Source organism: Parasphingorhabdus halotolerans (assembly GCF_012516475.1).
Taxonomy (GTDB): Bacteria; Pseudomonadota; Alphaproteobacteria; order Sphingomonadales; family Sphingomonadaceae; genus Parasphingorhabdus; species Parasphingorhabdus halotolerans.
Genome location: NZ_CP051217.1, coordinates 3,108,936 through 3,134,056, shown reverse-complemented (window position 1 = coordinate 3,134,056; position 25,121 = coordinate 3,108,936). Strand labels below are relative to the sequence as shown.

Here is a 25,121-nt window from a genome sequence, read left to right as displayed (position 1 = left end):
CAGATCAAAGTGGCGGAAGAGCATGCGGCACTCCAGTTACAGCTTCTGTTAGAGACATTACAAAGCTTGTTATGTTCACTTGCAGGACTTGGCCAAACGCTCGGGTCCGCCCAACACAAGGGGTTGCAATGGACGGACCAAACTGTCTGGCAAGGCTGTCTTATTGGAAAGCGAAATTGGGCCCCAGAGCTTCCCTGATCGCGCGGATGTCGCTGGTAGTTGGAATGCCGAGGCCATTATTGAGCCGATTGCCGGTTTGCGGATCAAAGTTGAAATTGGCTCCGTCACCTACCCCGCCGGCGGTCCAGCCAGACCAATTAGTGGTGCTGGTGACAGTTGGCCCCGATCCCTGCTTGCCGAATGCCGCGACCCCATCAACCCGCTGATCAAACGTTCCGTTACCGAAAGTATAGCTTACACCAATATGACTGGCGCCTTCTCCCGCAAGGAAACCCCGGAAGCTGGCGATACAATCACCGCTGCCGCCGCAAATCGGTCCATTGCCGGTCACCAGGAATTTTTCCTGACCCGAACCAAAGGTCAGTGCAAAATCTCCGGTGGTTTCCACAGGCCTTCCGCCGTTGGTTGGATCAGCGGCACCGCCGGGAGTTCCAAAACCATAGGCATTGCCTTCGATGTTTATCGCAAAATCCATTCCGACCAGCGGCGTTGCCCCGAACGCGACCGCAAGATTCCCGGAAAAACTTCCAGGTGCCAGCGATCCATCCCGGATTGTCGGTGCCGTCGCACCGGCAAGCGCATAAGTAACCGTGCCAGTGGTTGGCAGATTGGTTGCCGGTGTTCCCGTCACAAGGTGGAAGCCCTGATTGGGGCCAAAGTCCAGGCCGTTTTGCTCGCCATAAAAACGTCCGCCGGTCTTGCCGTCAGCCCACCGCGTCCAGCCGATCACCTCGCCGACACTACCCGATTCATTTTCCTTCGCCGTGCCGATATTGGGGCGCTCGTTTTCGGTCGTGAAATCATTAAGTTTCCACACATAGCCAATAGGTGCACCGCTGGTGCCCGCGTAAGTCACATCAACGATTTCCCGCGCGTCAATGCCGACATTAGCACCAGCGGCATAAGCAGCAAACTGGTTCGAACGAACAGTCCCTGTGGGCGGCGTTGAAGCGGGGGCTTGAAATTCAAACCCGGCCACACCCTGAATGGCACCGAAATCCACCGTGCCAATTTCATAAGCAAAGCCGACATATTTTCCGTCTGCTCCGCTCACGAAACCGCTGGCCGACCCGGTACAACCCTGACAGCGCCCGAGCTCGGAAACGACCATCCCGTCACCGGTAAAATTGAAAATCCCGTTGCCAGCATTATTTACGTTTACTGAAAGATTATCAAGGCCGCCGGATGAGAGGAAGTTGAACCGATCATTGCCCATCCCGACAATTGTGTCCCAGCCCATTTTCAGGGTTGCGAAGTTAATCGCTAGTTCGCCTTCAAACGTGCCGGGATCGCCCATGCCGTCAACGCGGGTTGGCCGCGTTCCACCGGACAGCGCATATTCGGCGCGGCCGGTAGGCAGTGTTCCGGTCGTGCGATCACCCCAAATATAATGGATTGATTCGCTGCCAGCCAAAACGCGGTTTCCGCCTTTCAAATTGGCAAACTCACCATCCGTCCATCTCGTCCAGCCGATGACATCGCCAAGTGCCCCATTATCCGCATTTTTGGCAGTGCCAATACTGCGAAAAGCATCGCCAACACCGCTCTTGACCCTTACGGAAGTTAATTCCGTTTTGTTTGTAGAACCAGAATTTGCAAGTCCGTCTATCCTGAAAGCCCGGCCTTCATCGGCTTGAATCTCGCCGCGTGTGAGGAAATTCCGGGTCACATCGAGAAGCGAATTGAAGTTGCCTGCGGTTGGTTGGACGAAGCCGCTATCAATCTTCACTCCACGGAATGTTTTGGTGATCGGATCGGGATCAGTGCCGGTGTTTTCCGCTTTGGAAAAGGCCGCGCTGCCATCGATCCACTTGAATACATTCTGCGCATCATCACGGATCGTATAAGCAAATCCTGCATGGCTAGCGCTCTGTCCGGCGAGAAAACCATTATACACAAACCGGCAATCGCCTACATTACATGCAATGCCTAAGCCGTCTTCAATATCTATCGTGCCGTTAAACCGGCCATCGCTCAATACGCCGATACTAGGTGCCAGAACTCCGCCACTTGACATGATGTTATATACTGAATCCGAAAGTGTAACCGTCGCCTCAAGTCCCGCCAATATCTGTGCAGTCCCGAAATTGACCGAAAATTTGCCACTAAAGACGCCCGGCGCAACGCTATCGTCACGGATTGTTGGGCTGGTGTAGCCGATCAGGTCATACTGGAGCAATCCGCCTGACGGAGCATTTACCATAGGCAAGCCATAGACAAAATGGTCTCCGCTATTGGGTCCGCGCGCTGCACCAAGCGCTTTCGTGCCGCCGACAAGCCTTGACCAACCGATAATTCCTTTATCACCGCCTTTTTCGACCTCGTCGCGCCCGTCAAACTTTATTTCAAACCCGCTGCGGAGCCGATAACCAACAAACTCCCCCGCATCGAAAATCAAAGTTACCGGTGAATCCTGGCCAGTTTCGGTTATCTTCGCAAAGGCAAGGTTGATGTCGCTGCGGCTACCATCGGGCCGAACGCCGTCTGACGCTGCCAGAACAGGGGGCGGTGTGGGTGTCGGCGCTGGCGTAGGCGTCGGAGATGGTGTGGGAGTACCGCCCGTTCCGCCGCCAAATTGCGGCGGTACAGTATAGCCCGCCAACCGGAACAGCCGGGCAATCTCGTTAACATCCAAGCCGGGAGGAAAGGCGTTTGCAAATAATATGTCGACCAGCGCCTGTACAGTCGGGTCACCAGGCGGGATCGTGCCGCCTGCCGCAACAAGAGCAAGCAAATCGGCCAGCGAACCGAAGCTGGGGCCCTGTCCGGCGATTCCGGTAACATTGAAACCGGCTGCGCCCAGCGCCCGCAAAAATTGTTCCAGCTGGAATTGCGATATGCCCGATGGCGCTCCATTGGTCTGCAGGTTGAAGAGCAGTGCCTGAATTTGTGCCGGGGTAAGTCCGGTGTATGAACCAAGCCCGCCGGTCGTCTGCTGGGCTGCAAAAATTTCGTTGATAAACCGCAGCGCCACCGCCGGATCCAGCGGACCGGTTTGGGCCTGCACAACCGCCTGAAATTGCGTCGGGGTAGTCGACGCCTGCAACGTGCCGGGCACAAAGGTTTGGGTTTGTGGAACACCGCCAAAGCCCAGCGAGGTTGGTGTTGTCTGGCTGGGGTTGGCGAGATATAGCGCCGCGCCGGTCTGCGCCTGCTGGATTTGCTGCAACGGTGTTTGCCCGCCGCTGGTCCGGTTTGGCTGCGCCCCTGCCGTCACAACTGCCGATGGTCCTGATCCCGCTCCAGCGCGAAAGGCGCTTCCCGAACGGAAATTACGGCTGCTGCCATTGCTCGCAATCCGGACCGAGCCGGACAGCGCAAAGCCCGCGAAGCTTCCATCACCTGCGATTTTGCCATTGGCACTGCTACCGGGACGAAGTGACACCTGACCGCCATTACCAGCTAAAATCGGGCGCGGAGATGAGCCATTCGGTGCGGACGCGGTGAAGCTGCCTGTCACCACTTTGAGTTGGCCGCCGGGATCGATTGAATAGCTTGCCGGTCCAACAATGCTGACGGTCGTACCGTCGTCCAGCTTTAGCTGCACGATGCCGGAGCCAACCTGCTGCTCGCCTGCACCATTATCTGTCGATGCTGCCGCTGCATCACCGGAAGCAAAAACCCGCTCTGCCGCGAACAAGGGCGATCCGGGGATAAGTAGCGCCGCCAAGGTCGTCGCCAGCGCGCTTGCGCCTGCGAGTTTCACGTCTGTTTTCCAAGTGGTCTGGGTCATTTCATGTCTCCCCTGAATTAAATTATATGTAAAATTAGAAGCTCAACCGAACGCCCACGGAGGCTGTCCAGCGGTCATAATCATAAAGCGCGATATTGCTTTCGTTGTGGGTGTAGCTAACCCGCGGACGGATGCTGACCGTATCTGTGATCCGGTAACGGACGCCCAGGGAAGCATCGAACTGCGTGTCCTTGCGCCCCTTAAGGAACAATGGATCACGACTGTCATAGTTGCGATGTTCAATGCTTGCGCCCGCAATGACAGCAGTTTTTTCGCCCAAGCTCCATTCGCCGCCGAGTTGCGCGTTCGCAAAAGCATAGCTCAACTGGTCCGCCCCGGCGCGGCGGGTTTCTTCCTTGCCGCCACCGAATCCGCCATATATATTTTTATCAGCATAAGTCACTGCGCCCGAGAATCTTTCGGCATCCTGCAGCGGATTGCCATCATAGTTGAGCCGGAAATATTGGCCGCTCACCGACAATGCACGATCACCGGAAAGCCGTTTGGTGTAACGGACATCTCCGCCAACACTGGTTCGGTAACCATTATGGCCCAACCAGAACCGCTGCCCCTGCGCGGACAAGGAAAACACGTCGCCATTAGCAAGGCTGTGAGCGATACCGAGCGTGCCGACTCCCGAGGCCTGATCGACAAACCGGCTATCTATATTGTCGCGCCAGTTGCCGAGCACGGAGCCGAATAAACGTGTCTGACGGCTGAGCGGTGTCGAGCCTGACAAACCGCCCTGTATCTGGTAAAAACCTGCATCTTGTTCGCGGGCAGCGCCATTCAAATTGGCCGGACCGAGGAACGCAAATAACGGCAATGTAATCGAGATTGCATCAGTCGCGGTGTTGATATTGCTGTCGTAGCCGCCTTCGACATCGAAATAGCCAGTTATCTCGGAGGCACCGCCAGCAATCTGCTGATCCATTTTGCGAACCATGCCGTCAATACGATTGCGCACCGGATCTGGGATCGACGGATCACCGCGTACGGTCTCGAATTCCGCTCGCGCCGTATCGATATCACCCGCCGCCGCATAAGCGCGGGCCAGCTCGGCTTGCGCCCGCGCATTATTGGGTTGTTGCGCCACTATCCGCTGAAACGCAATGATCGCCTCGCCATGCCGTCCGCTATCCAATGCAGCCAAGCCGAGGGCCATGTCAAAATCAACATCACCGGCTTGATTCTCTTCCCAAACCTTGAGAGCAGTGTAGGCAGCATTGGCTTCGCCGGCGTTCAGTTGATCCATTGCTCGTTTAACATCATCACTAGTTTGCGCAGCTGCCGGCGTTGCTCCCGCAAACTGAAGAAATATGGCGTTTAGCCCAATAGTTGAAATGGTGATGGCTTTGGAAAAGCACATTCAGGCCCCCTGTGTTTGAAAACTATGGAGACTCGATATATGAGATTGAAATCCGTGACTTGTTACAAGCACCGATATAATGATGACAAAGTCTGTTAGACAAAGGGCAACTGCTACGACAATGCCTCGGTGGAGACATTCTTCAAAACGATCAAGGCGGAGCTGATCTGGCGGCAAAGCTGGCCAACACGCCGTCAGGCTGAGGCTGCCATCTTCCAATACATCAACGGGTTCTACAACACCCGAAGGCGCCACTCATATCTGGGCGGCATAAGCCCCTTGGCTTTCGAAGCTAAGGTGGCATAATGAGAGACAAGTGACCGGAACCAAACCGTTGCAAGTCCATCCTCAGTGAAGTTGTCGTTCAAACCTGCTTCTGTCATAGATGATCGCTTCCCGGTCCCGCCATATGACTTTCACCTTCTGCTCTCAATCAAAAGGTCGCCAAAAGGCGCGTCACGGTAACCCGGGCGGTAACCCCGGGGGTTGGCCCGAGGCCGATAGATCACAAAAGTATTGGGAAAACTGGAGCGGGCGAAGAGATTCGAACTCTCGACCCCAACCTTGGCAAGGTTGTGCTCTACCCCTGAGCTACGCCCGCTCGGCGCTGCCATGACACTGGGTTTCATTGTCTCGTCATCAGCAGTTGAGGCGCGCGGTTAGCATGGGATATATAGCCCGGCAAGCCCCATTTTCACCTTACTCGCACACAATAGTAAAAATATGCTTGGCTTTGGCCAGCCCATCCCCACATAAAGCCCAGAAGTTGAACAATATTTGTGCGATTCTCGGCTTTCCCGGCTTTGCGCAGCAGAATGACAGGAGTTTCCCTTGGCGACAGCAGGACTGACAGTCGAAGAGCAAAAAGCGGTAGAAGAATTTCAGCAGGCTGTGGTTGCTCCCAGTATGGAAAAGCTGGTCATATTGGATTTCTGGGCGGAATGGTGTGGCCCATGCAAGGCATTGACACCAATGCTGGAGAAAGTGGCCGCGCAATATGCGGATAGAGGCGTTATGCTCGCTAAGATAAATGTCGATGAGAATAAGTTCATCGCATCGCAATTTCAGGTGCAGTCAATCCCCACAGTCTATGCGATTTTTCAGGGGAAACCGGTTGCCGATATGACGCAGGCCCGAAGCGAGAGCCAGATCTCTAGCCTGCTCGATCAAATACTGGAAAAACTGCCTATCGGCGGCGAACAACCGCAACAAGATCTGGCGCCTTTGCTGGCCATGGGTGAAGAAGCACTGGCAGGCGGTGACGGCGAGCGCGCTGCCGGTATTTTTGCCCAAATCGCGGATATCGCCCCTGACAATGTAGATGCTGTTGGCGGTCTGATCCGGTCGCTGGTTGCTGCTGAACATCTTGAGCAGGCCGAAGCTGCCTTGGCGGGACTTCCGCTAGAACTCGCAAGTGAGCCGGCAATTGAACGGGCTCGGACGGCGCTGGAGTTAGCAAAAGCCAAGCCAGCCGATGGCGAGCTGGAAAAATTGCAGGCGGCGGTGGCGGCGGATGAAAAAAACCATAAGGCGAGGTTTGATCTGGCCAGCGCACTTATCGCTTCAGGCGATCATGATGGCGCGGCAGACCATCTGCTCACGATAATCGCAGCGGACAAGGAATGGAATGACGGTGAGGCGCGTGCAAAACTGCTGTCGCTGTTTGAAATGGTTGGCCTGGAAGACGAATGGGTTTCCGCCACGCGCCGCAAGCTCTCAGCACTATTGTTCGGGTGATATGACAAAAGATATCAACATAGAAACCGAGCGCCTCTCGATTTTTCCTTTGTCCGGCGCGCTTTTGTTCCCCGGCATGCATCTTCCCCTGCATATTTTTGAAGATCGCTATCGCGCGCTGATCAATGATGCGATGGCGCGCGATCGGCAGATAGGTATGATACAGCCGAAGTCCGGCGGCGATGTTCCCGAGCTGTTTGATATCGGCTGTGTCGGCAAGATTATCGATATCGAGGCGATGGACGATGGTCGATTCAACGTCGTTCTGGAAGGAACAGCAAGGTTCCGGATTATCGAAGAGATTGATGCGAACACAGCGTTTCGCCAAGTGCGCGCAGAGATTGAAGACAACAAGGAAATAGATGAAGTTCTGGCTAGCGCGGAACGGGCAGCGCTGGAAATTGAATCACGAAAATTTGCTGAAATGCAGGGCTATCAAGTGGATTGGGACAGCATCGGGCGGCTTGATGACGCCTCGTTTGTAAACGGTATCGCCCAGATCGCTCCCTTTGATGCGGCTTCCAAACAGGCTTTGCTGGAGGTTGATGGACTCTCCAATCGTGCGGAACTGATTATTCAGTTGCTTCAGTTTTTTGGGCGGCAAGACGGCGATGATGATCGGGTAACGCTACAGTGACTTCACCGTTCCGGACAATCGATCCGAGACTTATTGAAATACTTGTATGCCCAATGACCCGCACCAGGCTTGTCTACGATGAAGACGCCCAGGAACTCATTTCTGAGGAAGCAGGTGTCGCCTATCCAATCAAGAATGGCATTCCGGTGATGCTTATTGAAGAAGCGAGGAAGCTCTAAAAGCTCGCCTTCAACCCATCGACCACAAATTGCACCGCCAGCGCACCAAGCAATACGCCCAGCACACGCGTGATCACAGCCTCAACATTACCGCCCAGAATTTTCATCAATGGGCCTGCCAGCAGTAAACCAGCCAGCGTCAAAACAAGAACCAAACCCAGCGCTCCCATAATAATGAGTGTGCTATTCAACCCTTCATTCTCCGACATCAGCAACATCACTGCGGCGATCGAACCAGGACCGGCGATCATTGGCATTGCCATCGGAAAAATCGACACGTCATCGATTTCCTGCTGATCGATAATTTCCTGCGCCCGGTTTTCGCGGCGCTCGGTGCGCTTTTCAAACACCATTTCGAGCGCGATGATGAACAGCATGATGCCACCGGCAATCCGGAAACTATCAAGGCTGATGCCCAGCGCGCCAAGCAGTTGTTCTCCGAAAGCGGCAAAGACGAGCAGAATCAAAGCCGCGACAATGACAGCGCGAAGGGCCATATTGCGGCGCTGTGCGGCAGGTGCATTGGTTGTCAGACTAGCGTAAATCGGGGCGCAGCCGGGCGGATCAATCACGACAAAAAACGTGATGAAAGCGGAGATAAAGAGTTCGGTCATTCCGAGGCAGATGCTTCGTAAGTAAGAACTTTATTCCAGTTTGAACCATCCCAGAGGCTCACAGATACACTTCTCGATTTGTCGGCGTTTGCAATGGCTTGCCAAGTCAGAGTGCCGTCAATGGACTGGCCACTTGCAGAACCACTTCCGATATCCGTTGCAGAAACCGGCGTCACATTGCCCTTGCAAGACGCCACTTCGGTCTCAATGAAATCCGGCTCTTCCAATGGTTGCTCCAACGGGACCCCATCATCAAACACCCATTTCCACTCGGCATCTTTGCGGAAATCACGCTGGCCAAAACCTTCTTGGCGCCAGATCGTCGTAAAATGCCCTGTATTACCATTTGCAGCCTGCCAGGCTCCTTTTGAAACACCGAGGCTGCCATCGCACGAGACAAATATTTTGTGCGGTTGCCACTCGACTGCTGTTTTCGGGTCAGCCTTGCCTTTGAGCCATGCTTGCGCGTTCACCTTGTTCGGCGTGAACATGACTGCGTCATCAGTCGCCGTTTCCCGAAAAGCGGTCCATTGGCCCTTTTCTTGCGCAAGTCGTGCGAAGGATAACTCTGCCGCCACTATAGCACTGGGATTGGCGACTGCTTTTCCGCGCACCCGGTTAAACTGTTCGCGATCACTGAAAGACCGCCCGCCGGAAGCGCAACTGGCCAGCAACAATGCTATGCCCACGGCCGCAAAAATACGCATTAAAAGCCTCCCGGTTTGGCGAGGCCGGCGCGTGCAGACGCTGCGACCAATGTGTTACGCAGTAGCACTGCTATAGTCATCGGACCGACGCCGCCGGGGACTGGTGTAATTGCGCGAACATGATCCAAGGCCTCGGCCGTCGCGACATCGCCAACCAGACGGCCACGATCTTTGCCGGGTTCGGGGTCAAGCCGGTTAATCCCCACATCAATCACCACCGCGCCGTCTTTCAACCAATCTCCTTTGACCATTTCAGCACGGCCAACGGCAGCGACGACAATATCCGCGCGGCGCACAACGTCGGGCAAATTCCTTGTGCGGCTATGCGCCATCGTTACCGTGCAATTTTCGCCCAGCAGCAATTGCGCCATCGGTTTTCCGACCAAAATAGAGCGCCCAACAACCACAGCATCGAGCCCGGATAAATCGCCAAGCGTATCTTTGAGCAGCATCAGGCTGCCGAGCGGCGTGCACGGCGTTAGCGCTTCTTCGCCATTGGCCAACCGCCCGGCGTTAATGACATGCAGGCCATCGACATCCTTGTTCGGGTCAATCGCCATTACCACCGCTTTTTCATCAAGATGTTTCGGCAAAGGCAATTGCACCAAAATACCATCGACCGTTTCGTCGGCATTAAGTTGCTGGACCAGCGCGATCAAGTCTTCCTGCAAGGTATCCGCTGGTAGCCGATGCTCGAAACTTTCCATTCCGGCGGCGAGAGTCGCTTTATGTTTAGAGGCGACATAGACCTGGCTTGCAGGGTCTTCACCCACCAGCACCACGGCCAGTCCGGGAGCGCGGCCCGCTTGGGTCACAAACGCGGGAACCGCAACCTTGATCCGTTCACGCAATCCTGCGGCAAACGCCTTGCCGTCGATGATATGAGCCCCTGCGCTAGTCATATACTAGGTCAATGCCAGCTGAAGTGGTGGCAAAATGGCGTCTTGCAATATGATGATCCCGATAATCACCACCATCGGTGTCAGATCAATTGATCCGAAATCCGGCATGATCTTGCGGATAGGATTGTAAATCGGCGCGGTCAATGCATCCAGAGTTGTCCAGATCGCGCGAGCAATATCATTTTGCAGATTGATAACATTAAACGCGAGCAACCAGCTCATTATTGCCTGTACGATGATCACCGTGATGGCGACATTAAGCAGGATTGCAATTATTTGAAACAGCGCGAAAACCATGGGGCAAAGCCTTTTTAAGTTGTTAAACAGCCCTTAGCGATCAAGATCGGTCCTAACAAGAACGAAGCCAAGACGATGCCGAGAAACTAAGTGTGTCAACTATATAACACAGCTTGACGATTATTCAACCGGCTCAAAGTCATCCTTGATCAAAGTACCCGCGCCCTTGCTGGTAAAAATTTCAAGCAACATCGCATGCGGAATGCGGCCGTCGAGAACAACGGCGGCATCTACGCCGCCCATAACCGCTTTCACACAAGTTTCCAATTTCGGGATCATTCCGCCCGAAATCGTGCCGTCTTTCGCCAGCGCCGCGATTTTCGTTGGGTCGAGATCCGTCAGCAACGCGCCGCTTTTATCGAGAACACCTGCAACGTCGGTCAACAAAAACAATCGCGCCGCCCGCAGCGCCGAAGCAACCGCACCAGCCATTGTATCGGCATTAATATTGTACGTATGGCCATCTTCGCCGACACCAATTGGCGCGATCACAGGGATCATTCCAGCATCGGAAATTGTGTCGATAATTGTCCGATCGACTTTCTTCGGTTCACCGACAAAGCCAAGATCAATGATCCGCTCGATATTGCTATCAGGATCGCGCGCGGTGCGGCGCAGCTTTACGGCTTTTACAAAACCACCATCCTTGCCGGAAATCCCGATCGCGCTTCCACCTGCCCGTTCAATCCAGCTCACCAGTTCCTTATTGATCGCGCCGGACAAGACCATCTCAGCAATTTCGGCAGTTTCTTTGGTCGTCACCCGCAAGCCATCGACGAATTCGCTTTCCACCCCGACCCGCGCCAGCATCGCGCCAATTTGCGGGCCGCCGCCGTGAACCACCACAGGATTGATACCAACCTGCTTGAGCAGCACAATATCCTCGGCAAAATTGCGCGCCAGCGCGGGATCACCCATCGCATGGCCACCATATTTCACCACGAATGTCTGGCCGGCATAGCGCTGCAAATAAGGTAACGCCTCTGTGAGTGTTTCGGCCTTGGCGAGCATGGCAGGGTCGGGCGCGTGATTTTCGGTCTGGTCGGTCATGGCGGCGTTTGACTAAAGCTGGCGGCGAAAAGCAACAAAATAGTGACTTTCGCGCATGTTGACCGACACGACGAACCTTGGGTCACACAGGGTCACACCCCCTAAAGGAGAATTGAGTTTCTCCCCATTGCACCGATGAAACTGCAAAATTGATCCCATGAATGACGGAGAAATCATTTGCCGAGTTTAACGCGAACGACATTATGTAGGAAAGCCGGAATTTGTAAAATTGGAAATCTGCTTCATGAGTCTTCTCCTGTAACGGAGAAGGTTAACTCTCTTCTTCCACTTGCGCCTTCAACGCATAAAGCTGCTCCAGCGCCTCACGCGGGCTAAGCGCGTCAATATCAAGCGCCTCCAATGCATCACGCAGCTTGTCGGTCGTTTCCTCCGCGTCCCCAAGGCTCGCTGCAAACAGCGGCAAATCACCCAAACCTGCCGCCAGACCGCCGGTTTCGGCCTTGCCTGCTTCGAGTTTGTCGAGCACTGCCTTGGCGCGCCGCAATACCGGCTTCGGAATCCCTGCCAGTTTCGCCACCGCCAGCCCGTAGCTGCGGTCTGCGGGTCCCCTCGCCAACTCGTGCATAAGTACCAGATCGCCTTTCCATTCCCGCGCGCGGACATGGTGGAGCGACAATGAGTCGAGGCGATCGGCGAGGCGGGTGAGCTCGTGATAATGGGTGGCGAACAGGCAGCGGCAGCGATTGGTTTCATGGACCGCTTCAACCACCGCCCATGCCAGAGCGAGGCCATCATATGTCGACGTGCCCCTGCCCACTTCATCGAGAATAACGAAGCTGTTCTCCGTCGCTTGCGAGAGGATCGCCGCGGTTTCCACCATCTCGACCATGAAGGTCGATTGCCCCTGCGCGAGATTATCCGATGCGCCGACCCGGCTGAACAAACGATCGACCAGACTGAGCCGCGCCGAGGAGGCAGGAACAAATCCGCCTGCTTGCGCAAGTATTACGATCAAGGCATTCTGGCGCAAAAAGGTGGATTTGCCGCCCATATTGGGACCGGACACCAGCCATAGGCGGTTATCACTGGCAAGATCGCAATCATTGGCAACAAAGGGTGTGCCAGTGGCCGAGAGGGAAGCTTCGACCACGGGATGTCGCCCGCCATCAATCGCCAGCACGTTGCCATCAACAAATTCCGGTCGACACCACCGCCCTTCCGCTGCGCGCTCTGCCAGGGCTGCAGCAACATCAATGCGGGAGAGGCTGTCGGCGCTTGTCGCAATTGCGTCGGAACGCGAAAGCAGTTTGGCAATCAATTCTTCAAAATGTGCTGCTTCCGCCGCCAGCGCATGCGCACCAGCTTGAGTCACCCGCATCGCTTCTTCATGCAGTTCGGGCGAGTTAAACCGCACCACGCCAGCCAATGTCTGGCGATGGGCAAAACCGGAATCTTGCGTCATCAGCGCATCACCGTGGCGGGCGGGCACCTCGACGAAATAGCCAAGAACCGCATTATGCTTGATCTTGAGCGTGTTGATGCCGGTCGCTTCGCGGTAACGCGCTTCCAGCGCTGCAATTGATTTACGCCCGTCAGAACCAGCACTGCGCAGTTCATCCAGCGCTGCGTCATAGCCAGCGGCGATATAGCCGCCGCTCGCCATTTCGGTTGGCGGCGTTTCGACTAAAGCGCGCTCCAGCAGGTCGACCATCGCGCCGTGCCCATCGAGTGTCGGCAGCAACTGTTCCATCAATCCCGGTAGACCGATTTGCGTCGAAAGTCGTTCCCGCAAATCGCGCGCGCCGGAGAGACCATCGCGGACTTGACCGACATCACGGGGACTGCCCCTGCCCGAGGAAATCCGGCCCAAAGCCCGCCCGATATCCGGCAGCGCTTTGAGCGCACTGCGCACGTCATCGCGCAGGGCAGGATCATCGTGGAACCATTGCACCAGTCCCAGACGCTCGGCGATTTTATCGGTGTCATACAGCGGCGCCGCGATATCTCGCGAGAGCAATCGCGCTCCACTTGCGGTCACCGTGCGATCTATACAGGCCAGCAAACTGCCTTCGCGCTTGCCACCAAGGGTTTGTTCGATCTCGAGGCTGATCCTGGTCGGCCCGTCGATCATCAGGAAATCCGGCGTCCGGCGCTGGACCGGCTTGTGCAAATAGGGCACTTCGCCTTGCGACACATGCTCGACATAGGCGACCAGGCCGCTCGCCGCTGAGAGTTCCGCTCTAGAAAATTGCTTCAATTGATGCCCGGCGTCTTTTCCGAAGAAACGTCCGAGGCGCTCCTCCGCGCGGTTGCTATCAAAGTCCGACTTTTGCCGTTCGGAGGTCACGCTGTTTATGCTGCCCGCCACCAGCGACATAACGGAAGCCGGTCCAACAATCTCCGAAGGACTAATGCGCGCCAGTTCTGCGGAAAGCTCCAGCGGGGTGACATGGGTCAGCTCAAAACTGCCGGTTGAGATATCCACCGTGGCGATGCCGATCTGTCCCTGCGCCTCACTGAGCGCGACCAGCATATTGTCCGATTTCGCATCCAGCAGGCTATCTTCAGTGAGCGTTCCTGCCGTTACAAACCGGATGATGTCCCGTGCCACCAGCGCTTTGTAACCGCCCCGCGCTTTAGCTTCCTCCGGGGTTTCGATCTGCTCCGCAATCGCCACTTTGAAGCCGGCACGAATCAGCTTGGCGAGATAATTTTCTGCAGCATGCACCGGTACGCCGCACATCGGGATGGCTTCGCCCGCATTCTTGCCGCGCGATGTCAGCGCAATATCAAGCGCGGCGGCGGCAAGCTTTGCATCGTCGTAGAAAAGCTCAAAAAAATCGCCCATCCTGTAAAAAAGCAAACAATCTTCCGCCTTTTCCTTCAGCGCAAAATATTGCTCCATCATCGGTGTCAGATTGGGCTTTGCGCCGGAACTGGTGGGCAAATCGACCTTCTTGGCTGCGCTATTTTTTTGCTGAGTCTGTGTCCCCATAGGCTGTGCGATAGACGAGTATCGAGATGCAGAAAAGGGCGTCTGTTTAATCGCCATGCAACGCGCCCTTGCCCAATGCCCCTTATTCGGAGTAGATCGCATGAAGGGACGCGTAGCATATCGGTTTGAGAAGCCATATGCCTATGACACGGAGAGACAATTTGGCCGATAAGAACGAGAGCAACGTAGAATTTTCCGAACGCGAAGCGCTATTATTCCATTCCCACGGTCGACCCGGCAAAATTGAAATCATCGCGTCCAAACCGATGGCCACCCAAAGAGACCTCAGCCTGGCATATTCGCCAGGTGTAGCGGTTCCGGTTCGCGCTATCGCAGAAGACCCGTCCAAAGCCTATGACTATACCGCCAAAGGTAATCTGGTCGCGGTTATATCGAACGGAACGGCAATATTAGGCCTCGGCAATCTCGGCGCGTTGGCCTCCAAACCGGTGATGGAAGGCAAGGCCGTTCTGTTCAAGCGCTTTGCTGACGTTGATGGCATCGACATTGAACTGGATACTGAAGATACGGATGCATTCATCAATGCGGTCCGCATTATGGAACCGAGCTTTGGCGGTATTAATCTGGAAGATATTGGCGCGCCTGCCTGTTTCATTATCGAGCAAACCTTGCGCGACCAGATGAATATTCCGGTTTTTCATGACGATCAACACGGCACGGCGATTATCGCTGCTGCAGGCATTATCAATGCTTGCCTGCTGACTGACCGGAAGATTGAAGACATTAAGGTCGTTGTGAACGGTGCCGGTGCGGCCGCTATCGCATGCGCATCATTGATCAAGTCCCTCGGTGTCCCACATAACAATCTGACGATGTGCGATCGCAGCGGGGTTATCTATCGTGGCCGCGAAGGTGTCGATCAATGGAAATCCGCTCATGCTATTGATACCGATGCACGGGACTTAACCGAAGCCCTGAACGGGGCAGACGTATTTCTCGGCCTTTCAGCTGCTGGCGCGTTAAAACCGGAAATGGTGAAAGACATGGCTGACAAGCCGATCATCTTCGCCATGGCCAATCCCGATCCTGAAATTACGCCACCTGATGCCAAAGCCGCGCGGCCAGATGCCATAGTGGCTACAGGACGGTCGGATTATCCCAACCAAGTCAATAATGTCTTAGGATTCCCGTTTATTTTCCGCGGGGCTCTCGACGTTCGAGCGACGCGAATTAATGAAGAAATGAAGGTTGCTGCAGCGCAAGCGATTGCCGAATTGGCGCGCGAACAGGTACCGGAAGAAGTCGCCGCAGCTTATGGTGGCGCAGCGCCGACATTCGGTGTTGATTATATTATTCCGGCTCCCTTTGACCCGCGCCTGATGGACGTAGTTTCCGCAGCGGTCGCCAAAGCGGCAATGGATAGCGGCGTTGCGCAAAAGCCTATTGAGGACCTGGATGCCTATCGTCAGAGCCTAAGGGCGCGGCTCAATCCTACAACCTCGGTGCTTACACAAGCATATGAATCCTGCCGCCAGCATCCTAAACGAATCATTTTTGCCGAAGCGGAGGAAGATGTCGTCCTGCGCGCTGCTATCCAGTTCCAGGATGGTGGATATGGTACGCCAGTATTGGTTGGGCGCGACGACCGGGTGCGCAAAAAACTTGCCGAACTGGGTGTTAGCGACCCTGACCGTTTTGAAATCCACAATAGCCGCAACAGTCCGCTTGTTCCGGACATGGTCAACATGCTCTATGACCGACTAAAGAGGCGGGGATATATGGAGCGAGACATCAAGCGGATGGTGAACCAGGATCGGAACATTTTCGGTTCCGCCCTGCTAGCGATGGATCAGGGCGAAGCAATGATCACCGGGGTAACGCGCCCCTATTCGCAAACGTTCCGTGATGTTGCCAAAGTAATTGATGTGGAAAAAGGCCGTACACCTTTGGGCATCCATGTCATGATCGGTCAAAGCCATACGGTGTTCATGGCGGACACGACGGTGAACGAACGACCATCCTCGATTGAACTGGCTGATATTGCTGAACAAACAGCCGCTGTCGCCCGTAAAATGGGTCACGAACCGCGCGTCGCCTTTTTGAGCTATTCTACATTTGGGAATCCCGAAGGCCGCTGGCTCGACAACATCCGGGAAGCGGTGGCATTACTAGATGAGCGGCGGGTCAATTTCGAATATGAAGGTGAAATGGCACCAGATGTCGCGCTCAATCCGAAACTCATGGGCAACTATCCATTCTGCCGGCTTTCCAGCCCCGCCAATGTGCTGGTCATGCCTGGCCTGCAATCAGCCAACCTCTCGGCGAAATTACTGCGCGAACTGGGCGGTGATGCGGTTATCGGGCCCATGCTCGTTGGATTGGAAAAATCTGTGCAGATCGCGACCATGGCATCCACGGCATCGGAACTGGTCACACTAGCAGTATTGGCGGCAAGCGGAATCGCAAAATAACGCTGGCAGTGCCAGACACTATGGCTGTGTAGGATCGTTTCCTCTCTGGGTGCCTGTACCAGGAGCACCCACCGCACCGATGTTGCCAAACAGCTCTTGAAAGAAGCTGCGGTTGCGGCCCAGCGTTGGCGTCTTATCGCCATCAGGGTTGATGCTGGCGACCAGTTCAAGTCCAGTTCTGTCAACGGCTGTCACATTGCCAGCGGGGTCAAATGTAATCCGCATGACCTCCTGCTCTTTGGGCGTGGGAGAGTTAAACGCATATTGATGGGTACTGCGTGAGACATAATACCAGGTATTTTCATCAAATTGTCCAGTGAAAGTGGGCCTTCCGAGAGAGGCCTCAACCGACTGACGATTATCGAGGCCTGGTTGCACCGCAGACATTAACACACTGTCGGAAATATAGCCCTGATGCCCGCGCACCCGCGTACAGCCGGAAACTATCAAGCTTGCGGCAATCAGGCCGGTAACAGCAAAACCCATTCTCAACGTGCTGGTCATTCAAAAATTCTCCAAAACAGACTGCAACAATTCGACACATTCGATTTGGGCAGAATATTCAATCGCCCATTGCATCTCGCTGCAGAAATATCAATATGCCCTGTACCTAGTCTTAACATAGGTGACCAAGCATATCATAGCTCCTCCAGCATTTTGGGTGGTAAAAAGCGCGCCCTGACCGAAAAGCATCCGTAACTATAAAGGCCAATGTAAAATCATGTCGATCTTGAAAAGGCTTTTCTCGAATGAGAACCCCAACATTATCATGCAGCCGCTCTATGCTGCCATTATCGGGGAAGGACGGCGGCCTTTTTGGTACGAAGAAGGAGAAGTGCCGGATACCATAGATGGCCGGTTTGACATGATCGCAGCGATATTATCGCTCGTGCTGATCCGGCTGGAAAGCGAAGAAAGCACAGCGCAGGAAACAACCTGGCTCACCGAATTATTTATTTCCGATATGGATGGCCAACTGCGGCAAATTGGTATTGGTGACATGGTTGTTGGCAAGCATGTCGGACGTATGATGGGCGCTCTGGGCGGGCGCATGGCAGCCTATCGAGACGGGCTTGGCGGCCAAGCTGATCTTGGCGAGGCACTGACGCGCAATTTATATCGCGGAGAGGCACCCGCCGAGCAAGCGCTGAAACTTGTTGTTGATGCGCTGCGAAATTTTGGCGATGGTCTTGCCAGGACAAAAACCACAAATATTCTCGCCGGAGAAATTCCGGAGACCTCGGCATGAGTGATCTGGCACCACCCGAGCTATCGCGAATTGTCAAACTCTCCGATCTCGGCGAAGCACCCGTAAATGGCGAGATTATTGCCAACGCGGACGAGTGCACGAAATTGGCCAATCGCTTTGATCTACCAAAAGTCTCTTCGCTTGTGGCAGAATATGAATTGGTCTCCGACGGCGAGAAAATCAAAGCCTATGGCCTGTTAAAGGTACAGCTAACGCAATTTTGTGCGATAAGCGGTCAGCCGTTCCCCGTGAACATTCGGGAAGAATTTCAAATCGCCTTCGTTAAAAAACAAGCAGAAGCACTAACACCGGAAGCCGAGATTGAGCTGGCATCGGAAGATTGCGATGTCATGGAATTTCAAAACGCGCAAATCGATATCGGTGAGGCGGTCGCACAAAGTCTGTACCTCGCTCTTGATCCCTATCCACGCGGTCCGGACGCCGAAAAAATCGCCAAGCAACAGGGGCTGAAAAGCGAAGAAGAAGCGGGCCCATTCGGGGCACTGTCAGCGCTTAAAGATAAGCTGGGCTAAGCGGCCTCCTTGCCTACTGGTTGAAAAGTCGCGGCAACGGTCAGCTTTTTCTTCAAACTATTGAGCCTAGCCTTGCTCTCGATCTTCGATCCCAACAGATCGGTGATGTAGAATGTATCAACCGCCCGCTCTCCGTAGGTTGAAATATGCGCACTATGGACCGTCACTTTGGATTCAAACAACGCATAAGCCAGCGCGTTTAACAGCGCTGGTCGATCTTGGGCATTGACCTCGATAACCGTGAAACGATTGGAGGCCTCATTATCAACAAGCGCCATCGGCGTAATTTTAAACGCATCAGCCCGGGAATGAGCCAAGGGCCTCGCTTCGAGCTTCGGCGCTAGCTTTGCGCGATTGGCGAGCGCATCTTCCACCGCCTGCTTCAAACGCTCCAGTTGTGAGGCTTCCGAAAAAGCACGGCCCTTTTGATCCTGCACCAGAAAATTATCCAGCGCCATGCCATCACGCGTCGTGTGAATACGGGCATCGATAATATTGCCGCCGGCTACATGAATGCCGCCGGCAATCCGGAAAAACAATCCCGGATGATCTGCGGCATAAATTGTGACCAGCGTCGCACCCCGCTCAGGATAGGCCTCGGCAGAAATCGCCAGATTATCCTCACCTGCAGCGATCATCAACCTTGCATTTTGTTCGATGATGTCACTCTGTTCGGCAATCCAATATGGGTCATTCAGACGCTTGGCGAGTTTATCAAATTGCGCTTTGGACAAATCCAGTGCTTCGGCCAATATCGTCTTTTTCTGGTCAATGCGTTCTTTGCGGCCACGCTGTTTATGGCCAAGCAACAGCATTTCTTCCGCCGACTCAAACAAGTCGGTTAGCAATTGCCGCTTCCAGCTGTTCCAGACACCTGGGCCAACGGCGCGAATGTCTACGACGGTTAACACCGTTAGCAGCCGAAGTCGTTCCATGCTTTTTACTTGGCTGACAAAATCCTGGATGGTCTTGTAATCTGAAAGATCGCGTTTGAAGGCCATCGCCGACATCAACAAATGCGAACGAACAAGCCAAGCGACCAGTTCCGTCTCATAGGGTTCCAGACCCAATCTCGGACAGAGCTTCATCGCCACTTCTGCGCCTAAAATACTGTGATCACCCCCGCGCCCCTTCGCGATATCATGGAGCAGTGTCGCGACAAAAAGCACACGCCGGTTTTTGAGTTTTTTCATTGTCTCGGTGGAGTTGGGATGGTCGTCAACCAATTCGCCGCTGCCGATTTTCGCTAACAGACCAATTGCCCTGATACTATGCTCGTCCACCGTGTAGTGGTGATACATATCAAATTGCATCTGCGCGACAACGCGACCAAAATCAGGAACAAACCGGCCAAATATTGATGCTTCATTCATCCAGCGGAGCACCAGTTCGGGATCACGCGGCGAGCATAATACTTCCATGAACAGTTTGTTGGCGCGCTTGTTTTTGCGGATATTGTTGTCAATGAACTTAGCATCCCTCCGCGCGGCTCGCATAGCCATTGGGTGAATTTCCAGCTCATATTTGTCAGCGAGCTGGAATATCTCAATCAACCTGATCGGGTCTTTTTCAAAGAATTTCTCGTCTGGCAGTGCCAGCCGCCCACGATCCAGTATAAAGCCTTTCAGCTTTTTTGGCCGGCGTATAATATTTGGAATGAACCGCCGGACCCCGGCGTTATGGGTTTCATCAAGATGCGCGAGAAACACGCCGGTCAGATTGCCAACGACTTTCGCGTTCAGGAAATAATATTGCATGAAGCGCTCGACCGAGGATTTACCCTTACGGTCTGCAAAGCGCATCCGGCGCGCAACCTCTGGTTGCAAGTCAAAAGTCAATCGATCTTCCGCGCGGCCAGTAATATCGTGCATATGGCAGCGCACGGCCCAAAGAAAATTCGCGGCCTTGCGAAACCTTAGAAATTCGCCGCGTGTCAGCAATCCAACCTCGATCAGGTCTTCGGCGGATGCGACGCGATGAATATATTTGCCAATCCAGTAGAGCGTCTGCAGATCACGCAGGCCGCCTTTGCCTTCTTTGACATTTGGTTCGACGACGTAGCGACTATCACCCATTTTGTGATGGCGAGAGTCTCGTTCCGCCAGTTTTTCGGACACAAAAGTCCGATGAGTACCCTCAACCACATCACTGAAAAATCGAAGCTTCGCCTCTTCATAAACGCCGGTGTCACCCCAGACATATCGCCCTTCCAGCAAAGCCGTACGGATAGAGAGATCATCTTTTGCCATATGCACCATCTCGTCGATGGAACGGCTACTTTGTCCGACTTTCAGGCCCAAATCCCAAAGCCAATAGAGCATCGCTTCGACGATCTGCTCGGTCCAACTGGTTTGTTTCGAGGGCGTGATAAAGGCGATATCGACATCGCTATGCGGTGCCATTTCGCCCCGCCCATAGCCGCCGACGGCCATCAGTGCGATGCGTTCACCGGACGACGGATTGCTGACCGGATATTGATATTTAACCGCAATATCGTGAATGATCCGGATCAGTTGATCGACCAGAAAAGACTGCGCCGCAGCCGCGTCATGGCCAGCCGAAGGGTTTTCGACAAGCCTTTTGCCGATTTCCTCCCGGCCTTGGTTTAAAGCGCCCTGCAACAATGCCAATATCTGTGCACGGGCTTTGGCCACGCCATGTTCGGCGAACAGCCGATCAATTTCTTCCGTCAGCGCGCGCCGATCAATAATATCCCTTTGCCGACTAACCCGTTTTTCAGGTTCGGGTGCCGGCTCCGGAATATTTGCCTTTATATTCATGCAGTATTGGCCAGCATTTCACGGTGCTTTTTGGCCAAAACTATCTTTGCTATTTTCGCCGTGCCCAATTTAGGTAATGGCTCGTCATATTCCCAGATATGAACGGGCATCTTGTACGGCGCCAGTTTTCCTTTGAGATAATCCAATAGCGCATCTTGCGGCAGACTCTGGCCTTGCTTCACATGATATACCAACGCTGGTACTTCGCCAAAACGCTCGTCTTCCACGCCGAAAATACAGGCTTCGGCGATAGCGGTATTGCCGTAAATAGCCGCTTCCACTTCCTGACAGCTGATATTCTCACCGCCGCGAATGATGATCTCTTTTTTGCGGTCGACGATATAGAGAAAGCCCTCTTCGTCGAGATAGCCGATATCACCCGAGCGGAAAAAGCCATCTTTAGTAAATGCCGCTTTGGTCGCTTCCTCATTGTTCCAGTAACCGCTGAAATTAGCCGCCGTGCGAATACAAACCTCGCCGCGTTCGCCCTGCGGAACCGGCATGCCATCATCGTCGAGCATCTGCACTTCGACAATTGGCGGAGTGGCGCGACCCGTGCTGTTCGGGCGTTCCAGGTAATTCTCATTGGTGTTGGAGCAGCCAACGCCGTTGGTTTCGGTCAGGCCATAGCCGATGATCGGGAAGCCTTTTTCACCCATACCTTCCTTGATCCGCTTAACATGTTCAACCGGACGCGGCGCGCCTCCGGCAGCCATGGACACACAGCTGGACAGGTCATATTCCTTAACCTTGGGATGCGAATAAATTTCCATGCTCATCAGAGGAACACCAACGAAATAAGTAACCTTTTCTTTCTCAATCAGCTTCATTGCCTCTTCAGCATCCCATTTATTGAGCATCACCAGCTTGCGGCCAATCGCATAACTGACCAGCACCAGAGGCACCGATGCTGTAACATGGAACAACGGAACACAGACCAGTGCGGTGGGCTGACCCTCTGGCATACCGCCAGCTTTCTCCATAATATCAACCATGACTGCAAAGGCGCCTACAAAACTCATGGCGCCCTGCACCACGGCGCGGTGCTCGGAATATGCGCCTTTCGACCGGCCTGTTGAACCGGAAGTAAATAATATGGTTGCAAGGTCTTCTGCGCCCAGTTTCGGCAGCGGTGTTTCTGCACTACCACCTTTTTCCAGACAGGCTTTAAGACCTTCCATCGGCAATACATCATGCTCGAAAATGATGAGCTCGGCCCCGAAATCGCGATCCAGTTCTCTTAGGCGCGCACCACGCTGTCCATCGGCGAAGACAATTGAGCAGCTGACATCTTCGATGCCATCGGCGAGTTCATCGCCCTGCCACCAGCCGTTTAATTTGGTGCAGACGCCGCCCGCCATTGTGATCGCCATATCCAGTATGATCCAATTGGCTGAATTCCGGGCCGCAATTCCGATGCGATCCCCCGGTTTTACGCCGTGCCCTTCAATCAGACCACCGGCCAATACCCGTGCAGCGGCATAGGTTTCACCAAATGTCAGGCGGATATCGCCATCGACCAGAAATTCCTTGTCGCTGTGCTGCGCACTAAAATACGCCATATAGTCGGCGACATTGTCCGGAGCCTGTTTAAAGATCGGCATTTTCACACCGAATTTTTCAATCTCGTCCAGTTCAAGCAGCTGACCGGGGGCCGTCATAGCTTCAAGGGTTGCTCGCAGTTTTAGGTCTAGTGCAGATGGCATTTTTATTCTCTCTCCCGAATGTGGATACCAGATATAGATTGGAATCCCGTTGTTTCCCTCTTGGTATAGGGGAATTTCCCTTTATATGGACACGAAACATAGTGGGGAAAAGAGTTGATTGATATAATCTTGGCCAATGCGGCCCAATTTACGCGATTTGAGGAGCTGGGCCTGTCACCCACTGCCCTTGATCTCGGCTTTTTCCAGTTAAAATGGTATTCACTCGCATATCTGGCGGGCATTTTGATCGGCTACTGGTATCTGACCAAGCTCATTGCGCAACCCGGAGCGCCAATGGCACGCCGCCACGCGGATGATTTTATCTTCTGGGCAACGCTCGGCATCATTATCGGCGGACGATTGGGTTACATAGTCTTCTATAACCCATCCATTCTCGCCAACCCGCTGGATATCTTCAAAGTCTGGCAGGGCGGCATGTCCTTGCATGGCGGAACCTTGGGCGTAATTATCGCTATTTGGTGGCTGACCCGCAAAGAGAAGATCAATTTCCTGCGGTTCTGCGACTATGTCGCTTGCGTAATCCCGTTCGGATTATTCTTCGGTCGCCTCGCAAACTTCGTCAACGGCGAGCTTTGGGGCCGTGCAACCGATGTATCATGGGCAGTGGTTTTTCCCATGGGTGGAGAAGTCGCCCGTCACCCCAGCCAGCTTTATGAAGCAGGCCTGGAAGGTGTTTTGATGTTCGCCGTACTCTGGTTCCTGTTCTGGAAAACAGACGCCAGATATAAACCGGGCCTGCTGGTCGGCGTTGCGGCCCTAGACTATGGAATCGCGCGGTTCATAATCGAGTTTTTCCGCCAACCGGATCAACAGCTGCAATGGCTGGTTGAACAATCGGGTTTGAGCATGGGTCAATGGCTATCATTACCCATGATCCTTCTCGGCCTTTATCTGGTATTCACCGCCAAAGGTCGCAGGGTTCGCATAGAGCCCGTATCCGGAGATACTAGCGTTGCCTAAAAACATAGGGCCTGAAACCGATTCTGCCGAACATTTGCTAGCCGCGAAAATTGACAAAAATGGGCCAATCACGCTCGGCGAATATATGGGTATCGCCAATACGGCCTATTATGCCAGCAAAGATCCGCTTGGGGAAGCAGGCGACTTTATAACAGCGCCCGAAATCAGCCAGATGTTTGGCGAGATGATCGGGATATGGCTCGCCGATATCTGGTTGCGTAAAGGTGCGCCGAGTCACTGTCATTATGTTGAGCTTGGCCCTGGTCGGGGCACGCTCGCCGATGACGCCTTTCGTGCCATGGCAAAATTCGGCTGCGATCCGGAAGTTCATTTTGTTGAAACCAGCCCCGTTCTCAAAGCCAAACAGGCGGAATTGCACGCGCATGCATCTTGGCATGATACCGTGGACACATTGCCGGAAGACGGGCCGCTGCTGATCGTCGCCAACGAGTTTTTTGACGCGCTACCTATCGAGCAATTTGTCTCCACGCAGGCCGGTTGGCGGCGAAACATGGTCGCACGCGAACGCAATAAGTTCATCGCCATTGCCGGCACGCAAACCGTTGCCGATAAAATTTCCGTCAAAAACGAATTTCCGATCGGAACGATATTGGAAAGCTCACCCGCGAGTATTGATATCTTGAGTACGCTGGGCAACCGCCTAGCCAAACAAGGCGGTGTTTTGCTGTTGATCGACTATGGCTATGATGAGCCGGGCACTGGCAGCACGTTGCAAGCGGTTAAAGACCATCTGCCGATCAGTCCTTTTGAAAGCCCCGGCAGATCCGATCTCACCGCACATGTCAATTTTCTTGAACTCGCAAATGTCGCGCGGACCCGTTTGCTCAATGTTCACGGGCCGACTGGTCAGGGACAATGGCTCAAAGCAATCGGCATTGATCATCGCGCAAAATCGCTGGCCCAAGCCGTGCCTAAAGAAGCGGAAACAATTGAAGCAGCGTTGCACCGCCTTACTCATTTTGATGAAATGGGCCGCTTATTTCGGGCCATGGCCATGACCTCAATGGACTGGCCGGAACCGGAGGGTTTTGGCTACGCCGATGATGAGAGCGCGTAAA

At 54.1% G+C, this 25,121-nt stretch carries 19 protein-coding genes, 1 tRNA gene and 1 pseudogene; 9 read left to right on the top strand and 12 right to left on the bottom strand.

What is annotated here, in order from left to right:
* Positions 1-160: 160 nt before the first annotated feature.
* Both HF685_RS15325 and HF685_RS15320 read right to left on the bottom strand, forming a co-directional pair.
* On the bottom strand, positions 161-3,913 hold the full coding sequence (locus HF685_RS15325; RefSeq protein WP_168820807.1) for a hypothetical protein: 3,753 nt from the start codon (positions 3,911-3,913) through the stop codon (positions 161-163).
* A gap of 34 nt (positions 3,914-3,947) precedes the next feature.
* The gene (locus HF685_RS15320) at positions 3,948-5,282 is read right to left on the bottom strand and encodes a surface lipoprotein assembly modifier (RefSeq protein WP_168820806.1); all 1,335 of its coding nucleotides are present in this window, start codon (positions 5,280-5,282) and stop codon (positions 3,948-3,950) included.
* 102 nt (positions 5,283-5,384) lie between these two features.
* Here HF685_RS15320 and HF685_RS15315 point away from each other — a divergent pair.
* Positions 5,385-5,588: pseudogene (locus HF685_RS15315) on the top strand (IS3 family transposase); the annotation flags it as partial.
* Positions 5,589-5,808: 220 nt separating this feature from the next.
* Here the strand turns inward: HF685_RS15315 and HF685_RS15310 are convergent.
* Positions 5,809-5,883: transfer RNA gene (locus tag HF685_RS15310), tRNA-Gly, on the bottom strand.
* Positions 5,884-6,113: 230 nt separating this feature from the next.
* Between HF685_RS15310 and HF685_RS15305 the strand changes: the two genes are divergently transcribed.
* The 3 genes from HF685_RS15305 to HF685_RS15295 are packed head-to-tail and all read left to right on the top strand — an operon-like array spanning position 6,114 to position 7,835.
* Positions 6,114-7,019: a tetratricopeptide repeat protein gene (locus HF685_RS15305; protein WP_168820804.1), complete on the top strand. Its 906-nt coding sequence runs from the start codon at positions 6,114-6,116 to the stop codon at positions 7,017-7,019.
* Between the two features lies 1 nt (position 7,020).
* Entirely contained in the window at positions 7,021-7,656 is a 636-nt protein-coding gene (locus HF685_RS15300) for an LON peptidase substrate-binding domain-containing protein (protein ID WP_168820802.1), read from the top strand.
* A 53-nt stretch (positions 7,657-7,709) separates the two neighbouring features.
* Positions 7,710-7,835 carry a Trm112 family protein gene (locus HF685_RS15295; protein ID WP_168820800.1) on the top strand — a complete coding sequence of 42 codons (126 nt, stop codon included), beginning with the start codon at positions 7,710-7,712 and terminating at the stop codon, positions 7,833-7,835.
* On the opposite strand, the gene HF685_RS15290 is transcribed toward HF685_RS15295, so the two are convergent.
* The 6 genes from HF685_RS15290 to mutS form a co-directional block, all read right to left on the bottom strand.
* Positions 7,832-8,449 carry a MarC family protein gene (locus tag HF685_RS15290; protein WP_168820798.1) on the bottom strand — a complete coding sequence of 206 codons (618 nt, stop codon included), beginning with the start codon at positions 8,447-8,449 and terminating at the stop codon, positions 7,832-7,834. The two genes, HF685_RS15295 and HF685_RS15290, sit on opposite strands and share 4 nt — an antisense overlap.
* Complete coding sequence (locus HF685_RS15285; RefSeq protein ID WP_168820795.1) at positions 8,446-9,156, bottom strand: hypothetical protein; 711 nt, start codon at positions 9,154-9,156, stop codon at positions 8,446-8,448. Before HF685_RS15285 ends, HF685_RS15290 begins: the two co-directional genes overlap by 4 nt.
* On the bottom strand, positions 9,156-10,058 hold the full coding sequence (gene folD, locus HF685_RS15280; protein WP_168820793.1) for a bifunctional methylenetetrahydrofolate dehydrogenase/methenyltetrahydrofolate cyclohydrolase FolD: 903 nt from the start codon (positions 10,056-10,058) through the stop codon (positions 9,156-9,158). The genes HF685_RS15285 and folD overlap by 1 nt, the downstream gene beginning before the upstream one ends.
* A gap of 3 nt (positions 10,059-10,061) precedes the next feature.
* Entirely contained in the window at positions 10,062-10,355 is a 294-nt protein-coding gene (locus tag HF685_RS15275) for a YggT family protein (protein ID WP_168820792.1), read from the bottom strand.
* Positions 10,356-10,475: 120 nt separating this feature from the next.
* Positions 10,476-11,405, bottom strand: coding sequence for an acetylglutamate kinase (argB, locus tag HF685_RS15270; RefSeq protein ID WP_168820790.1), 930 nt, complete (start codon positions 11,403-11,405; stop codon positions 10,476-10,478).
* A gap of 271 nt (positions 11,406-11,676) precedes the next feature.
* Positions 11,677-14,274, bottom strand: a complete 2,598-nt coding sequence (gene mutS / locus HF685_RS15265; protein ID WP_168821574.1) for a DNA mismatch repair protein MutS — start codon at positions 14,272-14,274, stop codon at positions 11,677-11,679.
* A gap of 248 nt (positions 14,275-14,522) precedes the next feature.
* Between mutS and HF685_RS15260 the strand changes: the two genes are divergently transcribed.
* On the top strand, positions 14,523-16,793 hold the full coding sequence (locus tag HF685_RS15260; RefSeq protein ID WP_246218660.1) for an NADP-dependent malic enzyme: 2,271 nt from the start codon (positions 14,523-14,525) through the stop codon (positions 16,791-16,793).
* Positions 16,794-16,811: 18 nt separating this feature from the next.
* Here HF685_RS15260 and HF685_RS15255 read toward each other — a convergent pair whose 3' ends face one another.
* Positions 16,812-17,297, bottom strand: coding sequence for an outer membrane protein assembly factor BamE (locus HF685_RS15255; RefSeq protein WP_168820788.1), 486 nt, complete (start codon positions 17,295-17,297; stop codon positions 16,812-16,814).
* A gap of 217 nt (positions 17,298-17,514) precedes the next feature.
* On the opposite strand from HF685_RS15255, the gene HF685_RS15250 reads away from it, so the two are divergent.
* Together HF685_RS15250 and HF685_RS15245 are read left to right on the top strand one after the other, a co-directional pair.
* The gene (locus tag HF685_RS15250; RefSeq protein WP_168820786.1) at positions 17,515-18,042 is read left to right on the top strand and encodes a ubiquinol-cytochrome C chaperone family protein; all 528 of its coding nucleotides are present in this window, start codon (positions 17,515-17,517) and stop codon (positions 18,040-18,042) included.
* On the top strand, positions 18,039-18,575 hold the full coding sequence (locus tag HF685_RS15245) for a YceD family protein (RefSeq protein WP_168820784.1): 537 nt from the start codon (positions 18,039-18,041) through the stop codon (positions 18,573-18,575). Before HF685_RS15250 ends, HF685_RS15245 begins: the two co-directional genes overlap by 4 nt.
* On the opposite strand, the gene HF685_RS15240 is transcribed toward HF685_RS15245, so the two are convergent.
* Entirely contained in the window at positions 18,572-21,355 is a 2,784-nt protein-coding gene (locus HF685_RS15240; protein ID WP_168820782.1) for a [protein-PII] uridylyltransferase, read from the bottom strand. The two genes, HF685_RS15245 and HF685_RS15240, sit on opposite strands and share 4 nt — an antisense overlap.
* Positions 21,352-23,061: a class I adenylate-forming enzyme family protein gene (locus tag HF685_RS15235; RefSeq protein ID WP_168820780.1), complete on the bottom strand. Its 1,710-nt coding sequence runs from the start codon at positions 23,059-23,061 to the stop codon at positions 21,352-21,354. The genes HF685_RS15240 and HF685_RS15235 overlap by 4 nt, the downstream gene beginning before the upstream one ends.
* Before the next feature lie 114 nt (positions 23,062-23,175).
* Between HF685_RS15235 and lgt the strand changes: the two genes are divergently transcribed.
* Together lgt and HF685_RS15225 are read left to right on the top strand one after the other, a co-directional pair.
* Positions 23,176-24,042, top strand: coding sequence for a prolipoprotein diacylglyceryl transferase (gene lgt / locus HF685_RS15230; RefSeq protein ID WP_168820778.1), 867 nt, complete (start codon positions 23,176-23,178; stop codon positions 24,040-24,042).
* Positions 24,035-25,120 carry a class I SAM-dependent methyltransferase gene (locus tag HF685_RS15225; protein ID WP_246218659.1) on the top strand — a complete coding sequence of 362 codons (1,086 nt, stop codon included), beginning with the start codon at positions 24,035-24,037 and terminating at the stop codon, positions 25,118-25,120. Before lgt ends, HF685_RS15225 begins: the two co-directional genes overlap by 8 nt.
* Position 25,121 lies beyond the last annotated feature (1 nt).